Annotated in this window: 14 protein-coding genes; 7 read left to right on the top strand and 7 right to left on the bottom strand. The window is 59.8% G+C overall.

All coding sequences use genetic code 11. The annotated features are described in order from the left end of the window. Nucleotides 1-12: 12 nt before the first annotated feature. From DWU98_RS14960 to DWU98_RS14940, 5 genes are all read right to left on the bottom strand, one after another. The gene (locus DWU98_RS14960; protein WP_115496362.1) at nucleotides 13-2,268 is read right to left on the bottom strand and encodes a DNA helicase II; all 2,256 of its coding nucleotides are present in this window, start codon (nucleotides 2,266-2,268) and stop codon (nucleotides 13-15) included. A gap of 99 nt (nucleotides 2,269-2,367) precedes the next feature. After that, a complete protein-coding gene (locus DWU98_RS14955; RefSeq protein ID WP_115496432.1) occupies nucleotides 2,368-2,586 on the bottom strand; it encodes a hypothetical protein in 219 nt (72 codons plus the stop codon). An 83-nt stretch (nucleotides 2,587-2,669) separates the two neighbouring features. Continuing rightward, entirely contained in the window at nucleotides 2,670-4,004 is a 1,335-nt protein-coding gene (locus DWU98_RS14950; RefSeq protein ID WP_115496361.1) for a hypothetical protein, read from the bottom strand. Between the two features lie 60 nt (nucleotides 4,005-4,064). After that, nucleotides 4,065-4,628 (bottom strand): molybdopterin-dependent oxidoreductase, encoded by a 564-nt coding sequence (locus tag DWU98_RS14945; protein WP_115496360.1) that lies wholly within the window; start codon nucleotides 4,626-4,628, stop codon nucleotides 4,065-4,067. 97 nt (nucleotides 4,629-4,725) lie between these two features. Then, nucleotides 4,726-5,520, bottom strand: coding sequence for a TOBE domain-containing protein (locus DWU98_RS14940; protein WP_115496359.1), 795 nt, complete (start codon nucleotides 5,518-5,520; stop codon nucleotides 4,726-4,728). Nucleotides 5,521-6,282: 762 nt separating this feature from the next. Here DWU98_RS14940 and DWU98_RS14935 point away from each other — a divergent pair. Next, the gene (locus DWU98_RS14935) at nucleotides 6,283-8,925 is read left to right on the top strand and encodes a PKD domain-containing protein (RefSeq protein ID WP_115496358.1); all 2,643 of its coding nucleotides are present in this window, start codon (nucleotides 6,283-6,285) and stop codon (nucleotides 8,923-8,925) included. Between the two features lie 73 nt (nucleotides 8,926-8,998). Here the strand turns inward: DWU98_RS14935 and DWU98_RS14930 are convergent, their stop codons facing one another. Next, nucleotides 8,999-10,501, bottom strand: coding sequence for a hypothetical protein (locus DWU98_RS14930; protein ID WP_230474864.1), 1,503 nt, complete (start codon nucleotides 10,499-10,501; stop codon nucleotides 8,999-9,001). A gap of 434 nt (nucleotides 10,502-10,935) precedes the next feature. Between DWU98_RS14930 and DWU98_RS14925 the strand changes: the two genes are divergently transcribed. From DWU98_RS14925 to DWU98_RS14915, 3 genes are read left to right on the top strand one after another with little or no spacing between them, the layout of a single operon-like run. After that, nucleotides 10,936-11,415: an Hcp family type VI secretion system effector gene (locus tag DWU98_RS14925; RefSeq protein ID WP_115496357.1), complete on the top strand. Its 480-nt coding sequence runs from the start codon at nucleotides 10,936-10,938 to the stop codon at nucleotides 11,413-11,415. Between the two features lie 2 nt (nucleotides 11,416-11,417). Further along, nucleotides 11,418-11,987 (top strand): DUF2778 domain-containing protein, encoded by a 570-nt coding sequence (locus tag DWU98_RS14920; protein ID WP_115496356.1) that lies wholly within the window; start codon nucleotides 11,418-11,420, stop codon nucleotides 11,985-11,987. Then, nucleotides 11,987-12,499 carry a hypothetical protein gene (locus tag DWU98_RS14915; protein WP_115496355.1) on the top strand — a complete coding sequence of 171 codons (513 nt, stop codon included), beginning with the start codon at nucleotides 11,987-11,989 and terminating at the stop codon, nucleotides 12,497-12,499. Before DWU98_RS14920 ends, DWU98_RS14915 begins: the two co-directional genes overlap by 1 nt. A 122-nt stretch (nucleotides 12,500-12,621) precedes the next feature. Here the strand turns inward: DWU98_RS14915 and DWU98_RS14910 are convergent, their stop codons facing one another. Further along, entirely contained in the window at nucleotides 12,622-14,235 is a 1,614-nt protein-coding gene (locus tag DWU98_RS14910) for an alpha-glucosidase family protein (RefSeq protein WP_115496354.1), read from the bottom strand. Between the two features lie 629 nt (nucleotides 14,236-14,864). On the opposite strand from DWU98_RS14910, the gene DWU98_RS14905 reads away from it, so the two are divergent. The 3 genes from DWU98_RS14905 to DWU98_RS14895 all read left to right on the top strand — a co-directional run bounded on the left by DWU98_RS14905 (nucleotide 14,865) and on the right by DWU98_RS14895 (nucleotide 22,026). Then, nucleotides 14,865-17,735 carry a TonB-dependent receptor gene (locus DWU98_RS14905; RefSeq protein ID WP_158545068.1) on the top strand — a complete coding sequence of 957 codons (2,871 nt, stop codon included), beginning with the start codon at nucleotides 14,865-14,867 and terminating at the stop codon, nucleotides 17,733-17,735. 237 nt (nucleotides 17,736-17,972) lie between these two features. Beyond that, the gene (locus DWU98_RS14900) at nucleotides 17,973-19,532 is read left to right on the top strand and encodes an alpha-amylase family glycosyl hydrolase (protein ID WP_230474863.1); all 1,560 of its coding nucleotides are present in this window, start codon (nucleotides 17,973-17,975) and stop codon (nucleotides 19,530-19,532) included. A gap of 142 nt (nucleotides 19,533-19,674) precedes the next feature. Then, entirely contained in the window at nucleotides 19,675-22,026 is a 2,352-nt protein-coding gene (locus DWU98_RS14895) for a glycoside hydrolase family 31 protein (protein WP_115496351.1), read from the top strand. Nucleotides 22,027-22,172 lie beyond the last annotated feature (146 nt).

Below are 22,172 nucleotides of genomic sequence, written 5' to 3'. Positions count from 1 at the left end.
CGCGCACGGTCCTTACAGCGGCGTGAGCTTGGCGTAAGCGGCCACCAGCCATTTGCTGCCGGCACCTTCGAAATTCACTTGCAGGCGCGTGTGCGCGCCGCTGCCTTCGGCGCTTATCACCACACCCTCACCGAAACTGGGGTGGCTGACGCGTTGACCGAGCTTGACAGGGAGATCTTCGCTGAGCGACGGCGGCGGTTCGGCAAAGCGGCCGGCATAGAGCGGACGGCTGACCTGCACGCGCGGACGCACTTCGTCCAGCAGGGAAGGTGGTACTTCGGCCAGAAAGCGCGAGGGGCGCGACAACATTTCCGCACCATGCATACGGCGCGACTCGGCGTGCGTGATGATCAGGCGCTGCCGCGCGCGCGTGATGCCGACGTACGCCAGGCGCCGCTCCTCCTCCAGGCGCCCGTCGTCCTCGACGGAGCGCTGACTGGGAAACAGGCCTTCTTCCAATCCAACGAGAAACACCAGCGGAAATTCCAGCCCCTTGGCCGAATGCAGCGTCATGAGCTGCACGCAGTCGTCCCATGAATCACCCTGGCCTTCGCCGGCTTCCAGTGCGGCATGCGAGAGGAAGGCGGAGAGTTCGCTCAGGCCCGCTTCGATGTCATCGGGCGTGAGTTCGAAACGGCTGGCGACATTGACCAGTTCGTCCAGGTTTTCTACCCGCGATTCGGCGTTTCCGCGGCTGTCCTTTTCATAGAAGTCGCGCAGGCCCGATTGCGTGATGGCATGGTCGATCTGTTCGGCGAGCGAGAGTGCTTCTGTTGTCGGCGTGGTCGGGGACATGTCCGGCAAGATCGACGCTTCGCCCAAACCCTCAGCCGAAACCGAAGAGGGAGAAAAGGTGCGGGCCATCTGATCGATCATGGCGAGAAAGCTCTTCACCGCATTCTTCGCGCGGCCGGCCAGCTCCGTGCCCGTCGTCAGCTCGTGCATGGCCGCTTCCCACATCGAGCTGGCTTCGCTTCGCGCGCGCCGGCGCAACACATCCAGCGTGCGATCGCCAATGCCACGCGGCGGCGTGTTTACCGCGCGCTCGAAGGCCGCATCGTCATGGCGATTGGCGGTGAGGCGCAGATAAGACAGCGCATCCTTGATTTCCGCGCGGTCGAAGAAACGCAGGCCACCGTAGACGCGATAGGGAACGTCGTGCTGGATGAGCTGTTCTTCGAAGTTGCGCGATTGCGCGTTGGAGCGGTAAAGGATCGCGCAATCCTTCGCATTGCCGTGCTCGGCAATGTACTCGCGGATGCGCTCGATCACGAAGCGCGCTTCGTCCTGTTCGTTGTAGGCGGCGTACACGGCGATGCGATCGCCTTCCTCGCCTGCCGTCCATAGCTGCTTGCCAAGGCGATTGCCATTGCGTTCGATGACGCTGTTGGCGGCTTTCAGAATGGTGGACGTGGAACGGTAGTTCTGCTCCAGCTTGATCGTGCGTGCGCCGGGAAAATCGCGCAGGAACTGCTGCACGTTCTCCACCTTCGCACCGCGCCAGCCGTAGATGGCCTGATCGTCGTCGCCGACCACGAACACCTGGCCGGTCTTGCCCGCAAGCACGCGAATCCACGCATACTGCAAGGCGTTGGTATCCTGGAATTCATCGATCAACAGATAGCGCCAGCGCTGCTGGTAATGCTCGAGCACCGCCGGCTGCTTGAGCCACAGTTCGTGTGCGCGCAGCAACAGTTCGGCGAAATCCACCAGGCCGGCACGCTGGCAGCCGTCTTCATAGGCCTGGTAGATCTGCACCAAGGTGCGTGTGACCGGATGCTGGCCGTGCTCGATGTTTTCCGGCCGCTTGCCTTCATCCTTCCAGCTATTGATTTGCCATGCGGCCTGACGCGGCGGAAAACGCGCCTCGTCCAGGCCAAGCCCGGCGATCACCCGCTTGACCATGCGCTGCTGATCGTCGGCGTCGAGAATCTGAAAACTTTCCGGCAGGCCCGCTTCGCGCCAATGGCGACGCAAAAGGCGATGGGCGATGCCGTGGAACGTGCCTACGGTAAGCCCTTGGGTGCCGCCCGGAATCAGGTTGTCCAGGCGCGCGCGCATTTCCCCCGCGGCTTTGTTCGTGAAGGTGACGGCAAGGATCGCCCACGGCGGTACGCGATCGACCTGGGTGAGCCAGCCGATGCGATGGGTGAGCACCCGCGTTTTGCCGGAACCCGCGCCGGCCAGTACCAGGTAGTGGCCGGGCGCCGCGCAGACGGCTTCACGCTGCGCGTCGTTGAGCGATTCGATCAGGTGGGAGACATCCATCCAGCCATTGTAGCCGGTGGGGCATGGGATGGTCCGTGCGTGCGTTGCTGTCATTCCCGCCTTCGGCGGAGTGACGAGCATAATGTGTGCGGTACGTGATCAGCGCTTGGAAAACAGTCCGCCAAGCACCAGCAAGGCACCCACCACGATGCCGCTGATCCCGACCCACTCCGGCACCGCCTTGTCGTGCGTGGCGGTCAGCTTGGCCGAGCCGACTTGCAACACGGTGTCCGTGGCCGAATAACTGCCGTGGCCGAACACCACCCACAAGCCGCCGATCAACAGCACAAGGCCAACGACGATCAAGATGATGCGCATGGTCTGCTCCACAGTGAGGACAGACTGATCATAGGTGCTGGCGCATGGCAAAGGAAAGGTGCTGCGAGCTGCCTTCACAATGCTTAGAATTTGTAGTCGATCATCACGCGGTTGTAGACGAAGGTCTTGTTGCTAGGGTTGAGGTTGTCGGCACCGCCGTTGGAAAGCTCCCAGCGATCGCGCAACGTCAGGCCTCTGAGGTAGCCATCCAAGTGGTAGATCACGTCGAAATACAGATCGTGGCTGTTGCCGCGGTAGTCGGTGAAGTATTTCGCGTAGGCGGCCGTGAGTTCGAGTTTCTTGTCGAACAGGTCGTAGGTGAACTTGCCCTTCCATGCGCGACCAGGGCCGGCTTCCACCAGGCCACGGATCATCGACGTCGTGAACAGCGGATCGGTGCCATAGTTGGTGGTGTACGGGGAAATCAGCGCGCCGCCACCCACCGCGCCATCTTCGTGTGCAAGCTTGTTGTAGAAAATGTCGAAGCGGCCGTTGGGAATCACCACACCGAGATCACCGCCAATTGCCTGGCTCTTCACGCGGTCGCCATGGGTGCCGAACAGCGCGGTGTCGGTTTCGGTAAAGCGATTGTCCGCGCCATCGTTCTGCAACAAATACTGCACGCCCAGCACCGGGTTGAAACCGCTGCCGGTGTTCACGACATAACTGTCCACCGTATAGAAGGTGCGCGCAAAGTTCAGGAAGTCGTAATAACGCAGCTGCGCGCTGAGCCCGCCCTGCATGTAGGTGGTACCCGCTTCCCATGTGCCGGGCGCCGATCGCGAATCCAGCGGCAGCGAACCGTTGTTGCCGTACATCGAATCGCCGTCGTATTTGGATGGGTAATACAGGTTGTCCGGAAACATGCCGTACGAAGTGCGACTCTTCCAGCTGTATTCGCGCAGGGCAAAGATATTCCAGCCGGTGATCGGCGTGACTTGTGCCAGTAGAGCGTTGTAGGAAGAAGGGATGATGCGCGAATCGTTATTGCCCATCCACGGATCGTCGGTGAGGTATTGATAACCGCCGCGGAAAAGAAACATGTCGTTTTTGTATTGCAGGTACGCCTGACTGAATGCGCCGATCGAATTGTTCGGACCCGCAAGCGTGGTGTCGATTTTGGCCACTTCATTGGAATGCGTGCCCAGCGAGTTCACCGTGACAAACGAGCCTCCGATGCTGAAGCCGCCAAAGAAGGTGCCGGTCTGCGCGTTGATCAATGCGCCCAGCGAAAACGCGCTGGCGTTCGGCGTGGTCTTGCTGTCGTACAAGCGATTGAAGTTGTAGAGGCGAAGATCGCCGTCCACGTGACCGTTGCTGAAGATGTCATCCAGGCCATAGTCGTCATCGGCGTGTGCGGCCATGCCGCAGCCTGCAAGGGCGAGGGCAACGAAAAGAAGGTTCCAGCGCTTGGACATGAGGGACTCCTGGTGAGTGGCACATCACATGCACGACGGTTGTTGCGCGGAAGCGATGAATCAGGGCCTTGTGCGATCGTTGCTGACTTCGATGGTGATCACGTTGCGAATCCAGCGGGCCGGTCGTTTGTCACCGGGCACGACCAGGCGGAAGGGGCCATCCTTGGTCAGCGGCTGGCCATCTTTCGTATCGACAAGAACGACGTGCTCGTTGCCCAGCATCGGGTCGAGTTCGCCGAGGCTGAAAACAATCTGATAGTTATCCGATGCGGTGATGCGCACGATGGTGGTCATGCCATGTCCGCGCAGTTGTTCGCCGCTGACGGCGCCGGCGCGTTGCAAGACGTCTTCGAGGCGCACGCCTTGCCACTGGGCGGCGGGTTCGTGATGGGTGGCTGCGGTGTCGATGCGCGTGCGTGGCATTGCGGCCAGGGCCTGGCGGTCGAGGCTTACCGCGGGCTTGCCTTCGACCAGCACTCGAACGGTCGCCGGGACCGCTGCCGTTTGCGCCGCGATGCCCGAAAACGGCAGCGCCAGCAGGCCAAGCAGCAACACCACGCCTTTGATTTGCCCCCACGCGCGGTGCGACCGCCGGGCAGAGGTGTCACCCTTTCCGAAACGCATATGGCCTTATCCCCGCGCCCGATCCAGGCGTTATAAGGTCGAGTATATGACGGTACAGGGGTGAGAAATGTGCCGTCGGGCGCCCGGCCGCCTGCCCTTAACGGCGCGTGCCCAGAATCACGCTAGAGGCCTTAACAACCGCCACGACCGCCAGGCCTTCGCGCAAACCCAATGCGGCGACGCTTTCCAGCGTGACCACGGCGCTCATGACATTGCCGCCGGTCAGTTTGATGCGCACATCCGCATTCACGGCACCCTCGGTGATCTGGATCACCGTGCCAGGAAACTGGTTGCGCGCGGAAAGACGCAGGGCCGGGTCAGGCAACCCCACCAGCACCGAGGACGCCTTGATCAGCGCCATCGCTTCGGTGCCCACGGCCAAGCCAAGATCGTGTGTGCTTTCGCAGGTGAGCACAGCCACGACGCGCTCGCCGCCCGGCAGTTCCAGCTCCACCGTGTCATTGACGACGCCCTTGTGGATCGCCGCTACGCGGCCCAGGAACTGGTTGCGCGCACTGGTTCGAAACATAAGGCTCCTGATCAGTTTGATGTCATCGGCGGATGCTTCGGTCAGCGTTTCGAACTGCGCCAGAAATCGGCGATGCACTTCTTCCAGTGCACTGAAGGCTTCGATCAGACGCTGACCGCGTTCAGTCAGGTGGGTGCCGCCGCCACCTTTGCCGCCTGTCATGCGCGTCACGAGAGGCTCTTCGGCCAGGTTGTTCATGGCGTCGATGGCATCCCATGCGCCCTTGTAGCTCATTCCAATGGCGCGCGCTGCAGCGGTGATCGACCCGGTCTCATCGATCTTGGCCAAGAGCGCAATGCGATCGGCGCCGCCCAATGCCTGGTCGCCGACGTGCAGCGAAAGCGTGCCTTTGTACTTGAACATAGTCTTAGCGCTCACTCATCCATTAATTAAGATTGCCGAAACGCTGCACGGGTTTATCCGAATGCCGTGACTCACGTTAGCGCCCATTGCGCGGCAATAAAAGCCGGTCCGAGATTACGCATGGCCAGGTGCAAACGTTGAGAAAAACGATATTGCGGGGGTATATGAAATCTGATAAAGAAGAAAGGCTTCATGCAATGCTTGCAACGATGCAACATTTTGCTACCACTGTTGACGAAGGCTGCTTACGCGAGGCAACGGCCAGCGAACGGGCTTTTTGCTGGCGAAATCAGTAACAGGTGGAATCTGGGCAATGGATGCTCACGAGACGAAGCGTATCCAACGATACTGATAGGCGCCGCGCGCAACGCAACCGGCCTGTTCAACAGATTCAAAAATATCTGATCGAGCTTCGCTGATACGGATGTCACGCGTCGGGATTTTCGACGTTTGCGCTGCCTGGACATTGCGAGGGCCGAGGCAACGTCCAGCGACCATCAATATGCAAGAGCTCGCTGCTTTTTTGTCATTGCAGCGTTCAGCCGGCACCACGCGTTGATGAAGAGCCCGCCGGTGGTGATGTGGATACTGTGGTAGCGCGTCGCGCGCCAAGGACGGTGTACCCAGTCATCTGATGCAGGGCGTCAAGCGGTGGTTGATGTGCAGCTGACGACACGTAGCGATACAAGTGGGGCGACACCGGTTGTCAGCCGCCTTCAATCGATAGCGAACTCAACGTACTCGGATCATGAGGAGTCTGTCATGGTTACGTGGATGCGTCATCACAATGGTTGTTGGCTGTTCGCAGTTGCCACGATGGCGTTATGTGGCGCAGTGCCCTCGGTGATGGCAGCCGGCCAGGCCGCTACACCCACAAAGTTGTTCAACGCGATATCACCGGTTGGAACGCAGCATTTGCTACCCGCTGTCGCGCAGGCGATGAGCAATGGCGAAACGTTTATCGGCCATGCGGATGCGTCTGCCCTGGTCGACGACGATGAGCAGATCCAGATCGATGTATCACCGGGCCTCTGGGTAACCGCGCGTAAACAACGCTTCGAGACAGAAACCGACGGTACCGGTGTGTGGTACGGCGAAGTGGAACGCCAGCGCAAGCTGTTGAAGGACACCCGGCATGAAGTACCGGTCGATGCACTGAATTCGGTGGTGCTGGTACGACGCGGTCATCGCGTTGGTGGACGCGTCATGGTCGATGGTGACGTGTACATGATCATGCCCGACGGACACGGGCAGGAGACCGTGACCCGGCTTGATCCAGAAAAACGTCCCCCCGAGGCCGGGCCCGAAGGAACCGATGTCGAGGATATGCCTGCACCGTCAGTGCCGCAGGCGCGTACCGCGCGTTCGGCGGTGTCGACACACAGCATCGTACGCATGATGGTAGTGACCACCAACCAGGTACGGGAGAGCGGTACCGACGTCGATGTGCTCGCGGCGCTCGGTATCGCCGTGTTCAATGAGACCAACGTCAACAGTCACGTGGATATGACGGTCGAGAACGCGGGCGTTATGAACGTGGACTACGACGAACAGCCGGCGATCCCGGGCAAATCGAGTTTTTCCGTCATGCTCGATAGCCTTGCGAAAGGCCTCGGGCCACTGTCGGCGGTAAGCGCATTCAGGAAGACGCACCACGCCGACGTGGTGGTGATGCTGGTGACGGACAAGTCGTTATGCGGCTTAGCCAAACGCAATGAAAAAGGTGCTCCGCCAACCGACAACATGCCCTTTTCAGTGGATGAGCAGGCCTGCTTTGCCGGCGAAATTACCAGTGCGCATGAAGTCGCGCACAACTTCGGCGCCTTTCACGATCTGGGCCAATACGGCGGCGTTCCGCAAGCCATCCCGTACGCGCATGGGCTGCAACATCCATCGAGCATTAAAGACGATTCGTGGCGCACCGGCATGGCGTATGCCTGCGCAAAGACGGAGCCGTCGTGTCCCAAGCTTCCCAATTATTCCAATCCGGAGGTGACCTATCGAGGTGTTCCTACCGGTACGGCGCAATTTCAGGATGTAGCGCGTCTTATGAATGAGCGGCGCGATATCGTCGCCAACTTTTACTCGCCGCCTGAAGGCTCACTGCCTCCCAAGGCGGTGGCGAGAGCGAAGCCAACTGAGCTGGCATCTGGAACGGTGGAACTCGATGGTACGGCCTCGGTAACCGGGGTGGGCGGCGCGCTGCATTACGCATGGATGCAGGTAAGTGGTTCTCCCATGCTGACCATCGATCACAGCGACCAAGCCGCGGCGACGGTGGCGGTTCCTACCATCGAGCAAGGCGGCCTTTTCGAATTCCAATTGGTGGTGACGAATGCGGTGGGTTTGTCCGACAGCCAGCATGTCAGGCTGAGGGTGCATCCTCCGAGTCTTTCGGCGACGATCACTGCGCCGGAAACGGTGTATAGCGGACAACCCGTTCCGGTGCGTGCAACGGTCGTCAATCCCATCGGTGGGACGGTGAAGTACACCTGGTCGAAAACCAGTCAGTTCGCTGGCTCCATCGGCAATAACGCGAGCGGCACGTACACCGCTGCTGAAGTCGGCCAGGCGATAAGAGGCAACATCAATCTGAAGGTGACAGTCGGTAGCAGCGAGTACACCACGCCGAACAAGGCGGTCACCGTGCTGCCCAGCACGGCACCGACAGGCACGATCAGCGGCCCGGCTAGCCTCGGCGCCGGTGAAATAGGCACGTTCACCGTAGACGCTACCGACCCTCAAGGCGGCGCGTTGACCTACGCATGGAGCACTCCTGTCGATTGGGGCGGCACGGTTGGAAATACGGCAACGGTGACGCTCACTGCGCCCGATGTGACGCAAGACAGCCACGCAACGATCGCGGTGCGGGTGACCAATGACGCGGGCAAAACGCTCGATCTATCGCAGCCGGTTACCGTCACCGTGCCGGTAGCGCCGATCACGGCCACGTTGACCGTGCCGTCCACGGTGACTGTTGGCGCCAGTGTGCCCGTACGCGTGGATGCCCAGAGCGCCACGGGCAAAGCCTTGAGCTACAGCTGGCACCACACGGCGGCCTACTTCGACGGAGACATTGGCAACAGCCCAACCGGAACGTACACGGCGAAAGCGGCGGGTGAGGGCCAGACTGGCGAAATCTACGTCAACATCAGCGATGGAATCCATACCTACACCACCCCAGCGCAAGCGGTGGCGATTCTGGCCGATTCCGGCGGCGTCGCGCCGTGTCACGAGCCGTGGTCCGCAAGCAAAGTGTATGGAGTGATTACACCCACCAGCCCGCCGGCATATGTGTCCCAATCAGGACACAACTACGAGCAACAATTTTGGACGCAAGGGGACGATCCGGAGCAGCGCAACGGCATGGGGCAACCGTGGAAGAATCTTGGACCTTGCAAATAGGCGCCTGAACAAAAACGCCTCACTCGAAAGAGTGAGGCGTTTGTTGGAACCCACGCAAGCGTGAGGCGCGTTGTCAGCGCACGAAATCGTAGTAGTCCACGCCCAGATCCTGGAATGCCGCTTCGTACGTGGTGCCGGTACGGGCGATGACGAACTGATCCTGCGGCGGGCAGTTCAATTCGGGATGCTTGCCGTCGTGCAAGGCTTCGTACTGTTGCTGCGACAGATCGGCCGCAGCAGCCAGCGCTTTACGAAAACCGATCTTGCCAGCGGCGTCGCGCCACTGCGGCACCACCTTCAACGGAATCGCTTCAGAGGCATCGCCGCTGCCGTAGCCGATCGCGTAGAACGTGGCATTCGTCAGTTCCGCACCTTGGTCCAGCGCCTGCTCAAAGCCGGCGGCGATCCACGCCGGCAATGCGGCGGTGTAGAGGTTGCCAAGATCCATCGCCCAATCGGTGCCGTACTTCACGCGCGTGGCGAGCAACTGCTGGAAGGCGTGGCTCTTGCGCACCACGCCGGACAGCTTGGTGGTGAGCGGATGCGCATCGTGCGCAGCGTCGGCGTGGCCGCCCAGGCGCACGAATTCGCCGAACAGATCCGGCTTGTTGCGGCATTCCTCGACCACCGCTTCCGGTGCCACGCCGGCTTGCGCGCACAATGCCTGGAATTCGGCATTGGGTTGCGGCGCGCGCGCCAGTGCGCGTGCGTAGATAAAGGCCAGCGCCTGCAACGGCATCATGTGATACGGGCGGTGGAAGAACAGGCCGTCCGCGCCGTTGAGGAAATCCAGATCCGAAACGCCCAGGCGCTCGAGCATCGCGTCCACCGCCTGGCCGGTTTCATCCAGATAGGCAAAGGTGGAGTACTTGCCGCTGAACACCGGGAAATCGTGCGCGCGCTTGCTGCGCTGGCCGTATTCCTGATCGAAATGGCGGGCGAACGGCTTGCGGAAATCCGGGCCGCGGTAATCCGACGCGCTGCCCGCGTGAGCCAGATCCACCTCGAACAGTTTCGGATCCGCTTCCACCAGCATGGCCACCGCACCGGCGCCCTGCGTCTGCTCGCCGCTGGAGCCGCGCTCGTATTCGGCGATATCGCTGCACACCACGATGGCCTGCTTGCCGTTGGCATCGAACGCCACGTAGCGCAACGCGCTCTTGAGCGCATACACGCCGCCGAGGCAGGCGTGCTTGAATTCAGGCACTTCCACGTTGCGGGACAGGCGCGGCAACCCCAGGCGTTCCAGCTCGCGATCCACCATGCCACGCACGATCACGGCGCCGGCGGAGTTGTCCTTGCTGCTCTCGGTGCCAAGCGAGAGCTGGCCGATATTGCGCGGATCGACGTTGTAATGGCGGATCAGCCGGAGCACGGCAGTGGCCGCCATGGTGTAGGCATCTTCATACGGTGCGGGGCGACGGAAACTGCGGCCTACCACGGCCTGGACCTTATCCCAGGAGTTGCCGGTCCACTCGCACCAGTCCTTGAGGGGGACACGGGGCTGGGGTACGTACAGGCTCATGCCGCTCACGCCAGGATTGCGTCGTGCTGCCGTATCGTTCGCTGTATTCAAAACCTGTATTCCTCGGTGTTTTCGGGGCAACGCCGGCCGCAACCATCATGCCTGCGCGCACGAACGCACGCCCGTACATGAACGTGGGGAGCGCGCCGAATGCCGGATCCAACCGGCCAGCGGCCGGAAAGCCGTCCAAACAGGGATGACGCGTGCGCCCGGCCGGAACTACAGGATTTTAACCCCATATCGGCGCCAGGGCGACATGGCTACGCCGGGCATGGGGGTTGTGCTGCGCGCCAAGTCACTGATCGCTGACAGCGCGAGCGGGCTGCCGCCCAAGTAGAAAAGGACCTCACTCCTCGAGATGGGCGCGCTGAGCATGCACAGGCGAATCCTGCATCCAGCGACGTTCGAAGGGCAGCAGGCCTACATATCGGCGCGAGCCAGGGCGATAACCTCGGACGTTCACTACTAAGCATAAGGACTATGCCATGGCAATACCCGCATATCTTTGGATCACTGATGAAGCGGGCTCTCCGATACGCGGCGGCAGTCTGGTAAATGACCGTGAAGGCAGTATCGAGGTGCTCAGCTTCGCGCACGGGGTATATGCACCAGCCGATGCCCGCACTGGACGATTGCTTGGCAGTCGTATGCATGAACCCATGGTCATCCATAAGGATTTCGATCGCGCATCACCTTATCTCTACCGGGCGGTATCCAGTGGCCATCCGATCAAGACTGCTGAATTGCGCTGGTACAAAGTTGATGGGAGTGGCCGTGAAATTGTCTATTTCATAATGAAAATGGAAGACGTGCGGATCACGGCCGTGACACCGCACATGCATGACATCAAGGAGCAAGGCAAAGCCGTTTACAACCATAGGGAGGCAGTGAGCCTGCGTTACGGGAAAATTACTTGGACGCATTGCGACGGCAATATTGTCTATGCCGATAACTGGTGGATTTGAGCATGCCTTTGCAGGGACCTGCTCCGCATTACATGCGCAGGGACGTGGTCCTCTATGCACCGCGCCCACTCTACGCCGGGCCGATCCGACCTGGTCCGGTGCGCATGTGTTACACGCTCAATCGGCAAAATATGTCCATCCTACACGTGCCTGGATTAGGTGACTTCGCGGCATTTTCCGGGGATGGTAAAGGACGGAACAATCCCGACGGTATCGCATGGAAAGATAGCGGCGCTATTCCGCCTGGAGCCTACTATGTCGTCAACCGACAGTCGGGGGGTTATCTATCTCAAGCGAGAAACTTCTTTTATGAACAATTCGACCTTCCCAATAAGAGCGAGTGGTTTGCTCTATGGCAATGCGCCCTGTGCGATAGCCAGAACGTGAATGGCGTTACGCGCGGCAATTTTCGGCTCCATCCAAGAGGGCCAATGGGTGTCAGCTTGGGATGTGTCACGGTCGATAAAAAGTGTGATTTTGAAAAAATCTCAGGCTATCTGCGTTCGCGTGATCCGGATTTACCCATTCCAGGCAGCTCGCTCAAGGCATTTGGAACACTGGAAGTCATGTAATGAAAGCTTTTCTTCGTTACGTGGCGCTGATCGCCTTGACCGTATGTCTAACCGGATTTTTGCTCTACCTGATGGCACGATTTATTGATGCAGCCTGGACGATTTCAGATCATGATCGCTATTTGCCGCTACTTTATTTCTTCACGCTCTTAACGAGCTTCGAGCTGGCAGCGCTCACTGTCGCTGGCGGCAGGCTATACCACGGCAAGCGATCTATACGTCCAGCGCGCAGTGTAGTCCGGTATGTGCTCGCACTTAACCTGAATATCATCACCATGCTTATCGTGGGAAGGCTGCTGACAGGCGCTATGTTTTTGTCGCTGAAGAACATGGAGCGATGGCAGCACGCTTACTCAACCTTCGTTATGCATCTTGTCGCGCTAGATCCATTAAATTGCAATTGTGAGGTCGCTGAGGATGTGTTCGTGGGCTTTACGTTTGCTCTTTCCTGTGCGCTCGCATTGCCCTTCGTGGCGATGATCACGCGGCGTTTTCGCATCAGTGCGCTCTAGTGCGTGATGGCGGAAGCCTGGTCTGGTGACGTCAGGGAAAGACGCTAGGTGCGGCTTCCTTCTAGATAGAGAAAGGCCTCCATGGCTCTTCTCTGCACGCCTAGGGTAACGATGGAAAGGCCCTAGAGTCGCGCGAACAGCACCCCGTGGCCGGGAAGTTCCAGGCGACCATTCTGTAGCGTACCTTGTTGCAAGCCGTGGCCGGCTAGCGGTTGTGCAGCGGCGAACCCTTGCAAGTTCAGTGACTGTGTTTTTTTGCTGAAATTGAACACCGCCAATACCTGTTCGCTCTCATGGCTGCGCACGAAAGCAAGTACCGGTTCGGGTGTGTCGAGGAAACGGATGTCGCCGCGTCGCAGAGCCGTTTGCGTGGCGCGCCATTGCATGAAGCGACGGAAGCCATGCAGGACGGAGTTGGGATCGGCTTCTTGATGGGTGACGGCTAGCGCCTTGTGTGCTCCATCGATCGGTAGCCATGGCTCGACTTTGCTGAAGCCGGCGAAGGAGGCGTCATCCCAGGGCATCGGTGTGCGGCAGCCGTCGCGGCCTTTGAAGGTCGGCCAGAAGGTGATGCCATAGGGGTCGCGCAACGATTCGAACGGTACCTCGGCCTCGGTCAGACCCAATTCCTCCCCCTGGTACACGCACACCGAGCCGCGCAGCGAACAGACCATGGCGGTAAGCAGGTTGGCCAGGCGCGGCGATGCATTGCCGTTGCCCCAACGCGTCAGCACGCGTTCCACGTCATGATTGGAAATGGACCAGCACGGCCAACCTTCGCGGACTTGCTCCTCCAGTTTTTCGACTGTGCTGCGGATGTATCCGGCACTGAAATCGCTGCCGAGCAATTCGAAGCTGTAACCCATGTGCAGGCGATGATCGCGGGTGTATTCGGCCATCGTTGCCAGCGAGTCTTCTGAGGAAATCTCGCCGAGCGTTACCGCAGTCGGATAGCGATCGAGCAGCGTGCGCAGCTCTTGCAGGAAATCGAGGTTTTCCGGCTGCGTGTTGTTGTAAAGGTGATACTGGAATGCGTACGGGTTATCCGGGCTGAAACCGCGACCGACGCGTTTTTCCTTCGGCTTGGGCGGGTTGTCGCGCAACTGCCGATCGTGGAAGCAGAAGTTGATGGCGTCCAGGCGCAGGCCGTCCACACCTTTGTCAAGCCAGAAGCGCACGTTGTCCAGCACCGCGGCGCGCACGTCGGGGTGGTGGAAATTCAGGTCCGGCTGCGAGGCTAGAAAGTTGTGCAGGTAGTACTGACCGCGTCGCGGTTCCCACTGCCACGCAGAACCGCCAAAGATCGACAGCCAATTATTCGGCGCGCTGCCATCGGGTTTGGCATCTGCCCACACGTACCAATCGGCTTTAGGGTTGTGCTGGTTTTCGCGGCTTTCCTTGAACCATGCGTGCTGATCGGAGGTGTGGCTGAGTACCTGGTCGATCATTACTTTCACGCCAACGCCATGGGCTTTGGCGAGCAGGCGGTCGAAATCGTCCAGCGTGCCGAACAACGGATCCACATCGCGGTAATCGGCAATGTCGTAACCAAAATCGGCCATCGGCGAGCGGAAGAACGGCGCAACCCAGATGGCGTCCACGCCCAGGCTTGCTACGTAATCCATGCGCTGGATGATGCCCGGCAGGTCGCCCACGCCGTCGCCGTTGGTATCCAGAAAACTGCGTGGATAGATTTGATAGATGACGGCGCCACGCCACCAGAATGCATCGGTCATGTGTAAACGTGTTCCCTGCTTAAGCCCAAACTTGCCGGCTCTGCGTGCTTCCTCGCGTAAAACTTAGCAGACTGCCGCTTGGGTCTTTCTTGCCGTCATCCCCGCGAAGGCGAGAATTCATCTTTGCTTTGCACTTCAAAGCAAATGGCATTTCGCTTTCGCGAAGGATGGCAAGACACGATTCCCAACGCACCAGGCTAAGGTTTTCAAGGCAGAAAGCAGAGCATGTTGGCGTGGTGCAGCTTAGTTGGCGGGTTCCCATTGCTTGCACAGTCTGCATACGTATTCATTCGTGCTGCGATTGCGTCATGAGGTGCGCTGCGCAGCTGCGCCGTGCCGCGCGTTGCGCACCGGATAATTCGTAAAATCGCCGTAAAGACCCTGTTTTTCAGTGGTTCGGCGGCGCGGCGCACGCCTGCGCAATGCGCATGTTGCACTGCGATGACCGTGTCCAGGGCCACGACATGAATACGTATGCAAAGTGTAGTCTGCTTGGAAAAGCGCGCCCTACCATCCACTCACGCCGCCGGTTTTGTCCGTCTGCGTGGGCGCTGAGCGTATTTGCGAGTGACACGCAAGGCAGCGACCAGAAGAGGCGACTACAAATAATTTTTTGGGGAGGGGATAGCGTGATACTCAAGCGTAATGTGCTTGCCGTGGCATTGGCATCGAGCCTTTGCATGGCCTTTGGGGTGAGCGATGCCGTTGCGCAGTCGGCGCCGACGCAGCAGGGCGACACAACCACCACAGCCACCGGAACCAGTCAGACCACCAGCAACCAGAAGAGCCAGCAGCAGCTTGCCAAGAGCCTGGCCACCGTAACGGTTACCGGTTTCAGCAGCAGCGTTGAGAAGTCGATCGACTATCAGCGTTATGCCGACACGATCCAGAACGTGGTGACGGCCGCCGACCTGACCGGCCTGCCGGATCAGTCGATCGCCGATTCGCTGACCCGCCTGCCGGGTGTTTCCGCCGAGCGCATTGCCGGCCAGGCCTCGCAGATCAACTGTCGCGGTCTTTCCGGTAACTTCATCGAAACCACCTTGGACGGTCGCGAGCAACCCTCGACCAGCGGCACCAACTACATTCAGTTCGATCAGTATCCTTCCGAACTGATCAACATGGCGACGGTGTACAAGTCCTCGCAGGCATCGCTGATCGAAGGCGGCGTGGGCTGCACGATCAACATGCAGACGGCCAATCCGCTCGACAGCAAGAAGGATCAGTCGCTCGACATCGACGCGCGCGGCAGCTACAACGGCCAGGCGCATGACGTCGTTGGCGACAATACGCAGGGTTACCGCGTCAGCGCGGCCTGGCAGGGCAAGTTCCTGGATAACACACTGGGCGTCGGCGCCGGTTTCGCACAGTTGTATCAGCCGCATATCTCCGAGCAGTTCGTGGGCGAGGCCAATGGCGACTATCAGTACCTGAACCCGCCGACCAACACGGGGCCGCAGGCTTATGTGCCGCAGGGCACGCAATTGCAGCAGGACGGGGGCACCGAGCGTCGTACCGGTTACCTGGCCACGGTGGTGTGGCGTCCGGACGACCACTGGCAGATCACCGGCGATACCTACTATTCGAAGTTCGATGACGACTACTATGGCTACGGCTTCCGCTCGCAGCTATTTAGCAGCAACAACGCGACCATTACCAATCCGGTATATGGTCCGGGCGATACGTTGGTCGGCGGCACCGTGACCAGCATTCCGGGTCTGGCCAATGCGCAGTTCTCGAATGAAACGACCGCTGACAACTACACGACCGACACGGGTATTTTCTCCGGCGGTCTGAATCTGAAGTGGAACGATGGTCCGTGGCATGTGGAGGCGGATGCCTCGCTGTCGCACGCCGAAAGCAACGAAATCAACGTCGATACCACCGCCGATCCGTACAACGGCCTTGGCACGTCCAATCCCACGCTGATGAATCAGTCGACCACGTACAAGCTCAACGGCTTGAACGTCGGCTCGATATCGTTCACCAATCCGGGCATCTATACCAATCCGAACGACATGGCGCTGTCGCGTTACGGTGTGTATCCGTACATCTATCACGACCGCTACAAGGCGTTCCGCAGCACCGTACAGTATGACCTCGAGAGCAACCCGATCTTCACGGATCTGCAGGCCGGTGTTTACATCAACAACCATTTCTATGAGGCCAATCGCACGGCGTGGGTGTACGGCTCGGAATGGGGCTCCTACCCCGTGGCGGGCCAGCCGCCGCTGCCGCTTAGCAGCAGCGACACGTCGGAGGTGTGCTGGAAGGGTTCGTTCAGTGGATTCCCGTGTTTCCTGAAGCTCAATGCACCGGCGATTTTGGCGGCCTATGGTCTCAAGCCGAATCCGGAACTCGATCTCAACCCGAACGGTCAATCCTGGACGGGCGTGCAGAGCGGTACCGTGTCGGAGAAGGTGCGTGACCTGTTCTTCCAGGGTGATATCGATACGACGCTGTGGGGCCACGAGCTGACCGGCAACATCGGCTTGCGCGTATCGCATACCTCGCAATCCAGTAGCGGTCTGGAAGAAGTGCCGACCGGTACGGGCGTCCCGATGACGGATGGCTTCGGCTACACCTCCACCAGTTACGCCCCGCTCAACCAGGGCATGAGCTACACCAAGTGGCTGCCGTCGACGAACCTGATCTATCACTGGACCGATCAGGATCAGACACGTTTCTCGGTGTCCAAAGTGTTGTCGCGTCCGACGATCAACTACATGTTGGCGGGCGCCGGGTCATACGAGAGCAACGGTTATTTCAACGTCTGGGGTGGCTACAGCCCGCTGCTGCGTCCGCTGACGGCCATGCAGTACGACCTCGATTACGAGCACTACTTCGATGACTCCAGTGGTTTGTTCACCGCCGGCGTGTTCGTCAAGCACATCGATACGTTTATCCAGTTGGTGAGCTACAACAACTTCCCGTTCTCGTCGGTTGGCATCCAGGTGCCGATCAACCCGTCGACCGGGCAGCCGTACCTCAACGGTTCGTATGCGACGGCCTACAATGCGCAGGGCACGATGGTGCGCGGCTTGGAGTTGTCGTTCCAGAAGACACACTTCCTGCCGGGTATCTGGAAGAACCTGGGCTTCGGCGCCAACTATTCGCTGACGCAGAGTCCGTTCGGTGCGACTTCCACGCTGGGCGGTCCGGTCGAAGTGCAGGCGTTGCCTGGCTTGTCACGTAACGTGGCGAGCGCGCAGATCTTCTACGACAACGGCAAGTTCTCGGCGAACCTGGAAGGCAACTACCGCTCGAAGTTCGTCTCCGACTCGCAGATCTCGGTCACCAACCAGATCGTGTACTTCGCACCGGAAACGGTCTACGACTTCCAGTCCTCGTACAATCTCACCAAGAACATCAGCCTGCTGTTCCAGGTGTTGAACATCACCAACCAGCCGACGCGCACCTACTTCGGCCTGCCGTCGGAAACCGGCACGATCCAGTACTTCGGTCGTACGTTCTACGGTGGCTTCAACCTGAAGCTGTAAAAACCACCGGTCGGGCATTGTTTTGCGGCCATGCCCGGCCGGACCTCCCCGGCCCGGTTCCGTTGTTGGTTTAGGGAGCCGGGTTCTTTTATTTGGTGTCCGCCATTCGAGATAGTGGTAACTGCCACAGCATCATTCCGGGCTGCGCCGGAATGACGTTATCGCAAGCGTAGACTGTGCAAGGGATAGCAATCAGTCGATAGTCCTACGACAACGCTCCATCCCCGGGAGACGGTCATGCCAAAGTTCCTTTCCATGCTTCGCGCCGTTGCCATCGCTGCAGCGCTCTGTGCGTTTTCCGGCGTGTCATTGGCCGGGCAACCGAAAGCTGCACAAAACCAGCCCTCCGACGTCTACTACGAAATCTTCGTCCGCGCCTTTTACGACAGCAAAGGCCAGGGCGTGGGCGATCTCAACGGCATCACGGAAAAGCTCGATTACATCAAGTCGCTGGGCGTCAGCGGCATCTGGCTGATGCCGATCAATCCGTCGCCCAGCTACCACGGTTACGACATCACCGATTACGAGGCCATCAACCCGCAATACGGCACGATGCAGGATTTCAAGCATCTGCTGGACGAAGCGCATAAGCGCGGCATCAAGGTGGTGATGGATATGGTGATCAACCACACCAGCGATCAGCATCCATGGTTCAAGGCGGCGCTGAACCCGAACGATCCGCATCACGACTGGTACCTTTGGGCCAAGCCCGGCACGGATATCCACGCCATCAGCGCCGTGGGCGGTCCGGCCTGGCATCGCGCCTCCAATGGCCAGTATTACGAAGGTACGTTCACGGGCGCCATGCCCGATCTCAACTATGACAATCCGGTCGTGCGCAAGGCCATGATCGAGGTGGGTCGTTTCTGGTTGCGCCAGGGCGTGGACGGGTTCCGTCTGGATGCCGCGCAACATATCTATGACGACCTGCGCACGGATATGGATGATCCGATCGCACTGCAGAAAAACGTGCGCTGGTGGTCCGAATACCGGCACGCGCTGGAAACGACGAATCCCAACGTGTGGCTGGTCGGCGAAGTGGCGCGGCAGAATCCCGATGATTTGACCCCCTACCTGGGCCCGTTGAATACGGTGTTCAATTTCCCCGTGGCGACGCAGCTCATCGAGAGCGTCAGGCAGGAGCGCAACCTCGGTATCGGCAACAGCCTTCAATTTACGTATGCGGCCTACCGCACCCATGCGGGTGGCCATTTCGACGATGCGCCGTTCCTGTCCAATCACGATCAGGAACGCGTGATGAGCCAGCTCGACGACAATATGGCGCACATGCGCGTTGCCGCCGCGCTGCTGCTGACCTTGCCTGGCGAGCCTTTCATTTATTACGGCGAAGAACTCGGCATGCAGGGCACCAAGCCCGATGAAGACATCCGCGAGCCGATGCGCTGGTATCGCAACGGCAAGGGGCCGGGCACGGCGAGCTGGAAAGACTGGAGCACGAATGATGGTGCGGATGTGTCAGTGCAAGCGGAGAATGCCGATCCCGGCTCATTGCTCAACCTGTATCGCACGTTGATCAGCTGGCGCACACAGGTCAGCGCATTGCGTGATGGCGCGTTGACCAATGTTCCTGCGGACGATCCACATGTGCTGGCTTACACGCTCGCGGATGCGCAATCGCGCGTACTGGTCGTGCATAACCTTTCGCGCGACGTGCGCGTGTTCGATCTGGGGAGTAACGTGCACGCCTCCTCCGTGCTGCTGCAAACCAAGCCGGGCGCCGTGCTGGCGAACGGCAAACTGACGCTGTCAGCGTATGCGACGGCGATACTTCAGTAATCGGGTGAGCGCAGCCCGGTTTGTCCCCTGCGTCGGCGAAGTGCGGTTATAGTCGGGCACTTCGGGCATGGCCTGGTCCTCCTCGACTGAGGAGGACGCCGCTCCCGCTCGCAGCGACATCGCAACAAAAAAGGATGGGTGGATGACAACCCTGCGCATTGTGGCCCTCTGCGGCCTGTTGATCGCCCCGGCCTCTTACGCGGCCACTACCGAACAAACCCCCTCGGCTTTTCAGCTTGACCATGCCGATGCACGCGGTATCGAGCTGGCGCATGGCAAAGACCGCATCAGCGTTCGTTTTGTCACGCCGAATATCGTGCAAATCCACGGTATGCCCGATGGACTGAGCACACGTCCGGGCATCGTGATGGATCCGCGCGGCTCGCGCGATACGTTATCGAATCTGCGCACCCAGACCACCGCCGACGGCGTCTCTGTGGCGAGTCATGACGCGATCGCCAGCTGGGACAAGACCTCGGCCCGCTTGACCATTGCCGACGCGCAAGGCCATGTGCTGGTGCAAACCGATCCGGCCACGTTGATGCAGCAGCAAATCGCGTTACACCACGATGCGTCCGATCCGCTGTACGGCATTGGCGGTTACGACGCCTTCGAACCTGCCAAGGGTGGTTTGCTGCGCCATGGCGTGCAGATCGCCAAGGCGGGTGAGCAGGGTTATCCGGGTGGTCCCTTCGTATGGAGCACGCACGGTTACGGTGTGCTGGTCGATACGGTGGGCGCCAAGTTCGATCTTTTGGACGGCCAAATCGTCGTGAGCGGCATCAACCGCGAGGACGTCAGCTATGACGTGATCGCCGGCACGCCGTCGCAGATATTCGCAGGCCTCGCCACGCTCAGCGGTGCGCCGCCGATGTTCCCCAAATGGGCGATGGGTTTCACCAACAGCCAGTGGGGCATCGATGAGCAGGAATTCCTCGCCATCGTGCGCGGTTATCGCAGCCGGCACATTCCCATCGACAACTTCACCTTCGACTTCGACTGGAAAGCCTGGGGGGACGACCATTACGGCGAGTTCCGCTGGAACGAGAAGAAATTCCCCGATGGCCCCACCGGCAAGCTGAAAACCATGATGGATCAGCTGGGCATGCATATGACCGGCATCATGAAGCCGCGCATCCATGTGGATACCGTGGAAGGCCGTTATGCCCAGACGCATGGCTTCTGGGTCACCAACCGGCCGCAAAACATGGATTACTTCTCGCTCAAGCCGGTGCGCGAGGTGGATTTCGATCAGGCCGCGGCGCGCGCATGGTTTTTCAATGCCGCGCTCAAGCACTCCTTCGACACCGGCATTGTCGGCTGGTGGAACGATGAAGCGGACGATACCGACAGCAATACGCAATTCCTCAACATGCAGCGTGCGCTCTACGACGGACAGCGCGCGTATGCGCCGGCGCGCGTGTGGTCGATCAATCGCGATTTCTACCTTGGCGCGCAACGTTATGCCTACGGCCTGTGGTCGGGCGACATCGATACCGGTTTCGACAGCATGGCGGCACAACGCCAGCGCATGCTCAGCGCCATCGATGTCGGCGAAATGAAATGGGGCATGGATGGCGGCGGTTTCAAAGGCCATCCAGACGATGAAAACTATGCGCGCTGGATCGAGTTTGCTGCCTTCGTGCCGATTTTCCGCGTGCACGGTACCTTGGGCGAGAAACGTCAGCCATGGCTCTACGGCGCGAAGGCGGAGAAAGCCGCCACCGACGCCATGCGCCTGCGTTATGCGTTGATTCCCTACATCTACAGCTACGACCGCACGGCCACGACCGAGGGCATCGGCATCGTGCGTCCGCTTACCTTCGATTACCCCGGTGATCCGAAGGTGCGCGATGACGTCGATGCGTGGATGTTCGGCGACAGTTTGCTCGTATCACCCGTGGTGAACAAAGGACAGACGGAAAAGGACATCTACCTGCCGGCCGGCCAGTGGACCGACTACTTCACCGGCAAGACCTATCAAGGCGGACAAACCCTCCACTTCACCGTGGACAGTGCCAGCTGGGACGATATTCCACTCTTTATCCGCGAAGGCGCGATCATCCCCACCCAGCCTGCGATGGACTATGTGGGGCAGCAGCCGGTCAGCGAGCTGACCGTCGATGTATTTCCCGCCGATCACGCCACTCACTTCAATTACTACGACGATGACGGCAGCACGTACGCCTATGAGCATGGTGCGTACTTTGCGCAGCAGCTGAGCACGCAGCGCCGTGGTGGCGATGCGGTATTCGCGACCGAAGCGGTGCACGGCAGTTACAAACCGGCGCTGAAGTATTACCTGGTGAAGGTGCACGGCATCGCGGCCACGAGCGTGGGGACACTGAAGTCCTACGCCAGCGCCGATGCACTGCTGGCCGCGAAAGGCGAGGGCTGGACGGTCCATCACGATCGCTATGGCAGCGTGACGGTGCTGCGGATTGCGGCGGGGCAGGCGCGGCATGTGACATTGCAGTCGGCAGCTTCACACTGACGTGCGAGATGGCTCCCTCGCCTGTGCGCAGGGGGGAGCCATCGGCCGGCATCGGCCATCACAACTACAGCATTGAACACCGCGCCTCATCTGTACGAAACTTGAGCGAGAAAACGTTTACATGCCGGCAAATTTCAAGGAATCGC

Origin of the sequence: Dyella monticola, assembly GCF_003363155.1 — a bacterium.
Taxonomy (GTDB): domain Bacteria; phylum Pseudomonadota; class Gammaproteobacteria; order Xanthomonadales; family Rhodanobacteraceae; genus Dyella_B; species Dyella_B monticola.
This window is presented reverse-complemented; position numbering and strand designations above follow the sequence as displayed.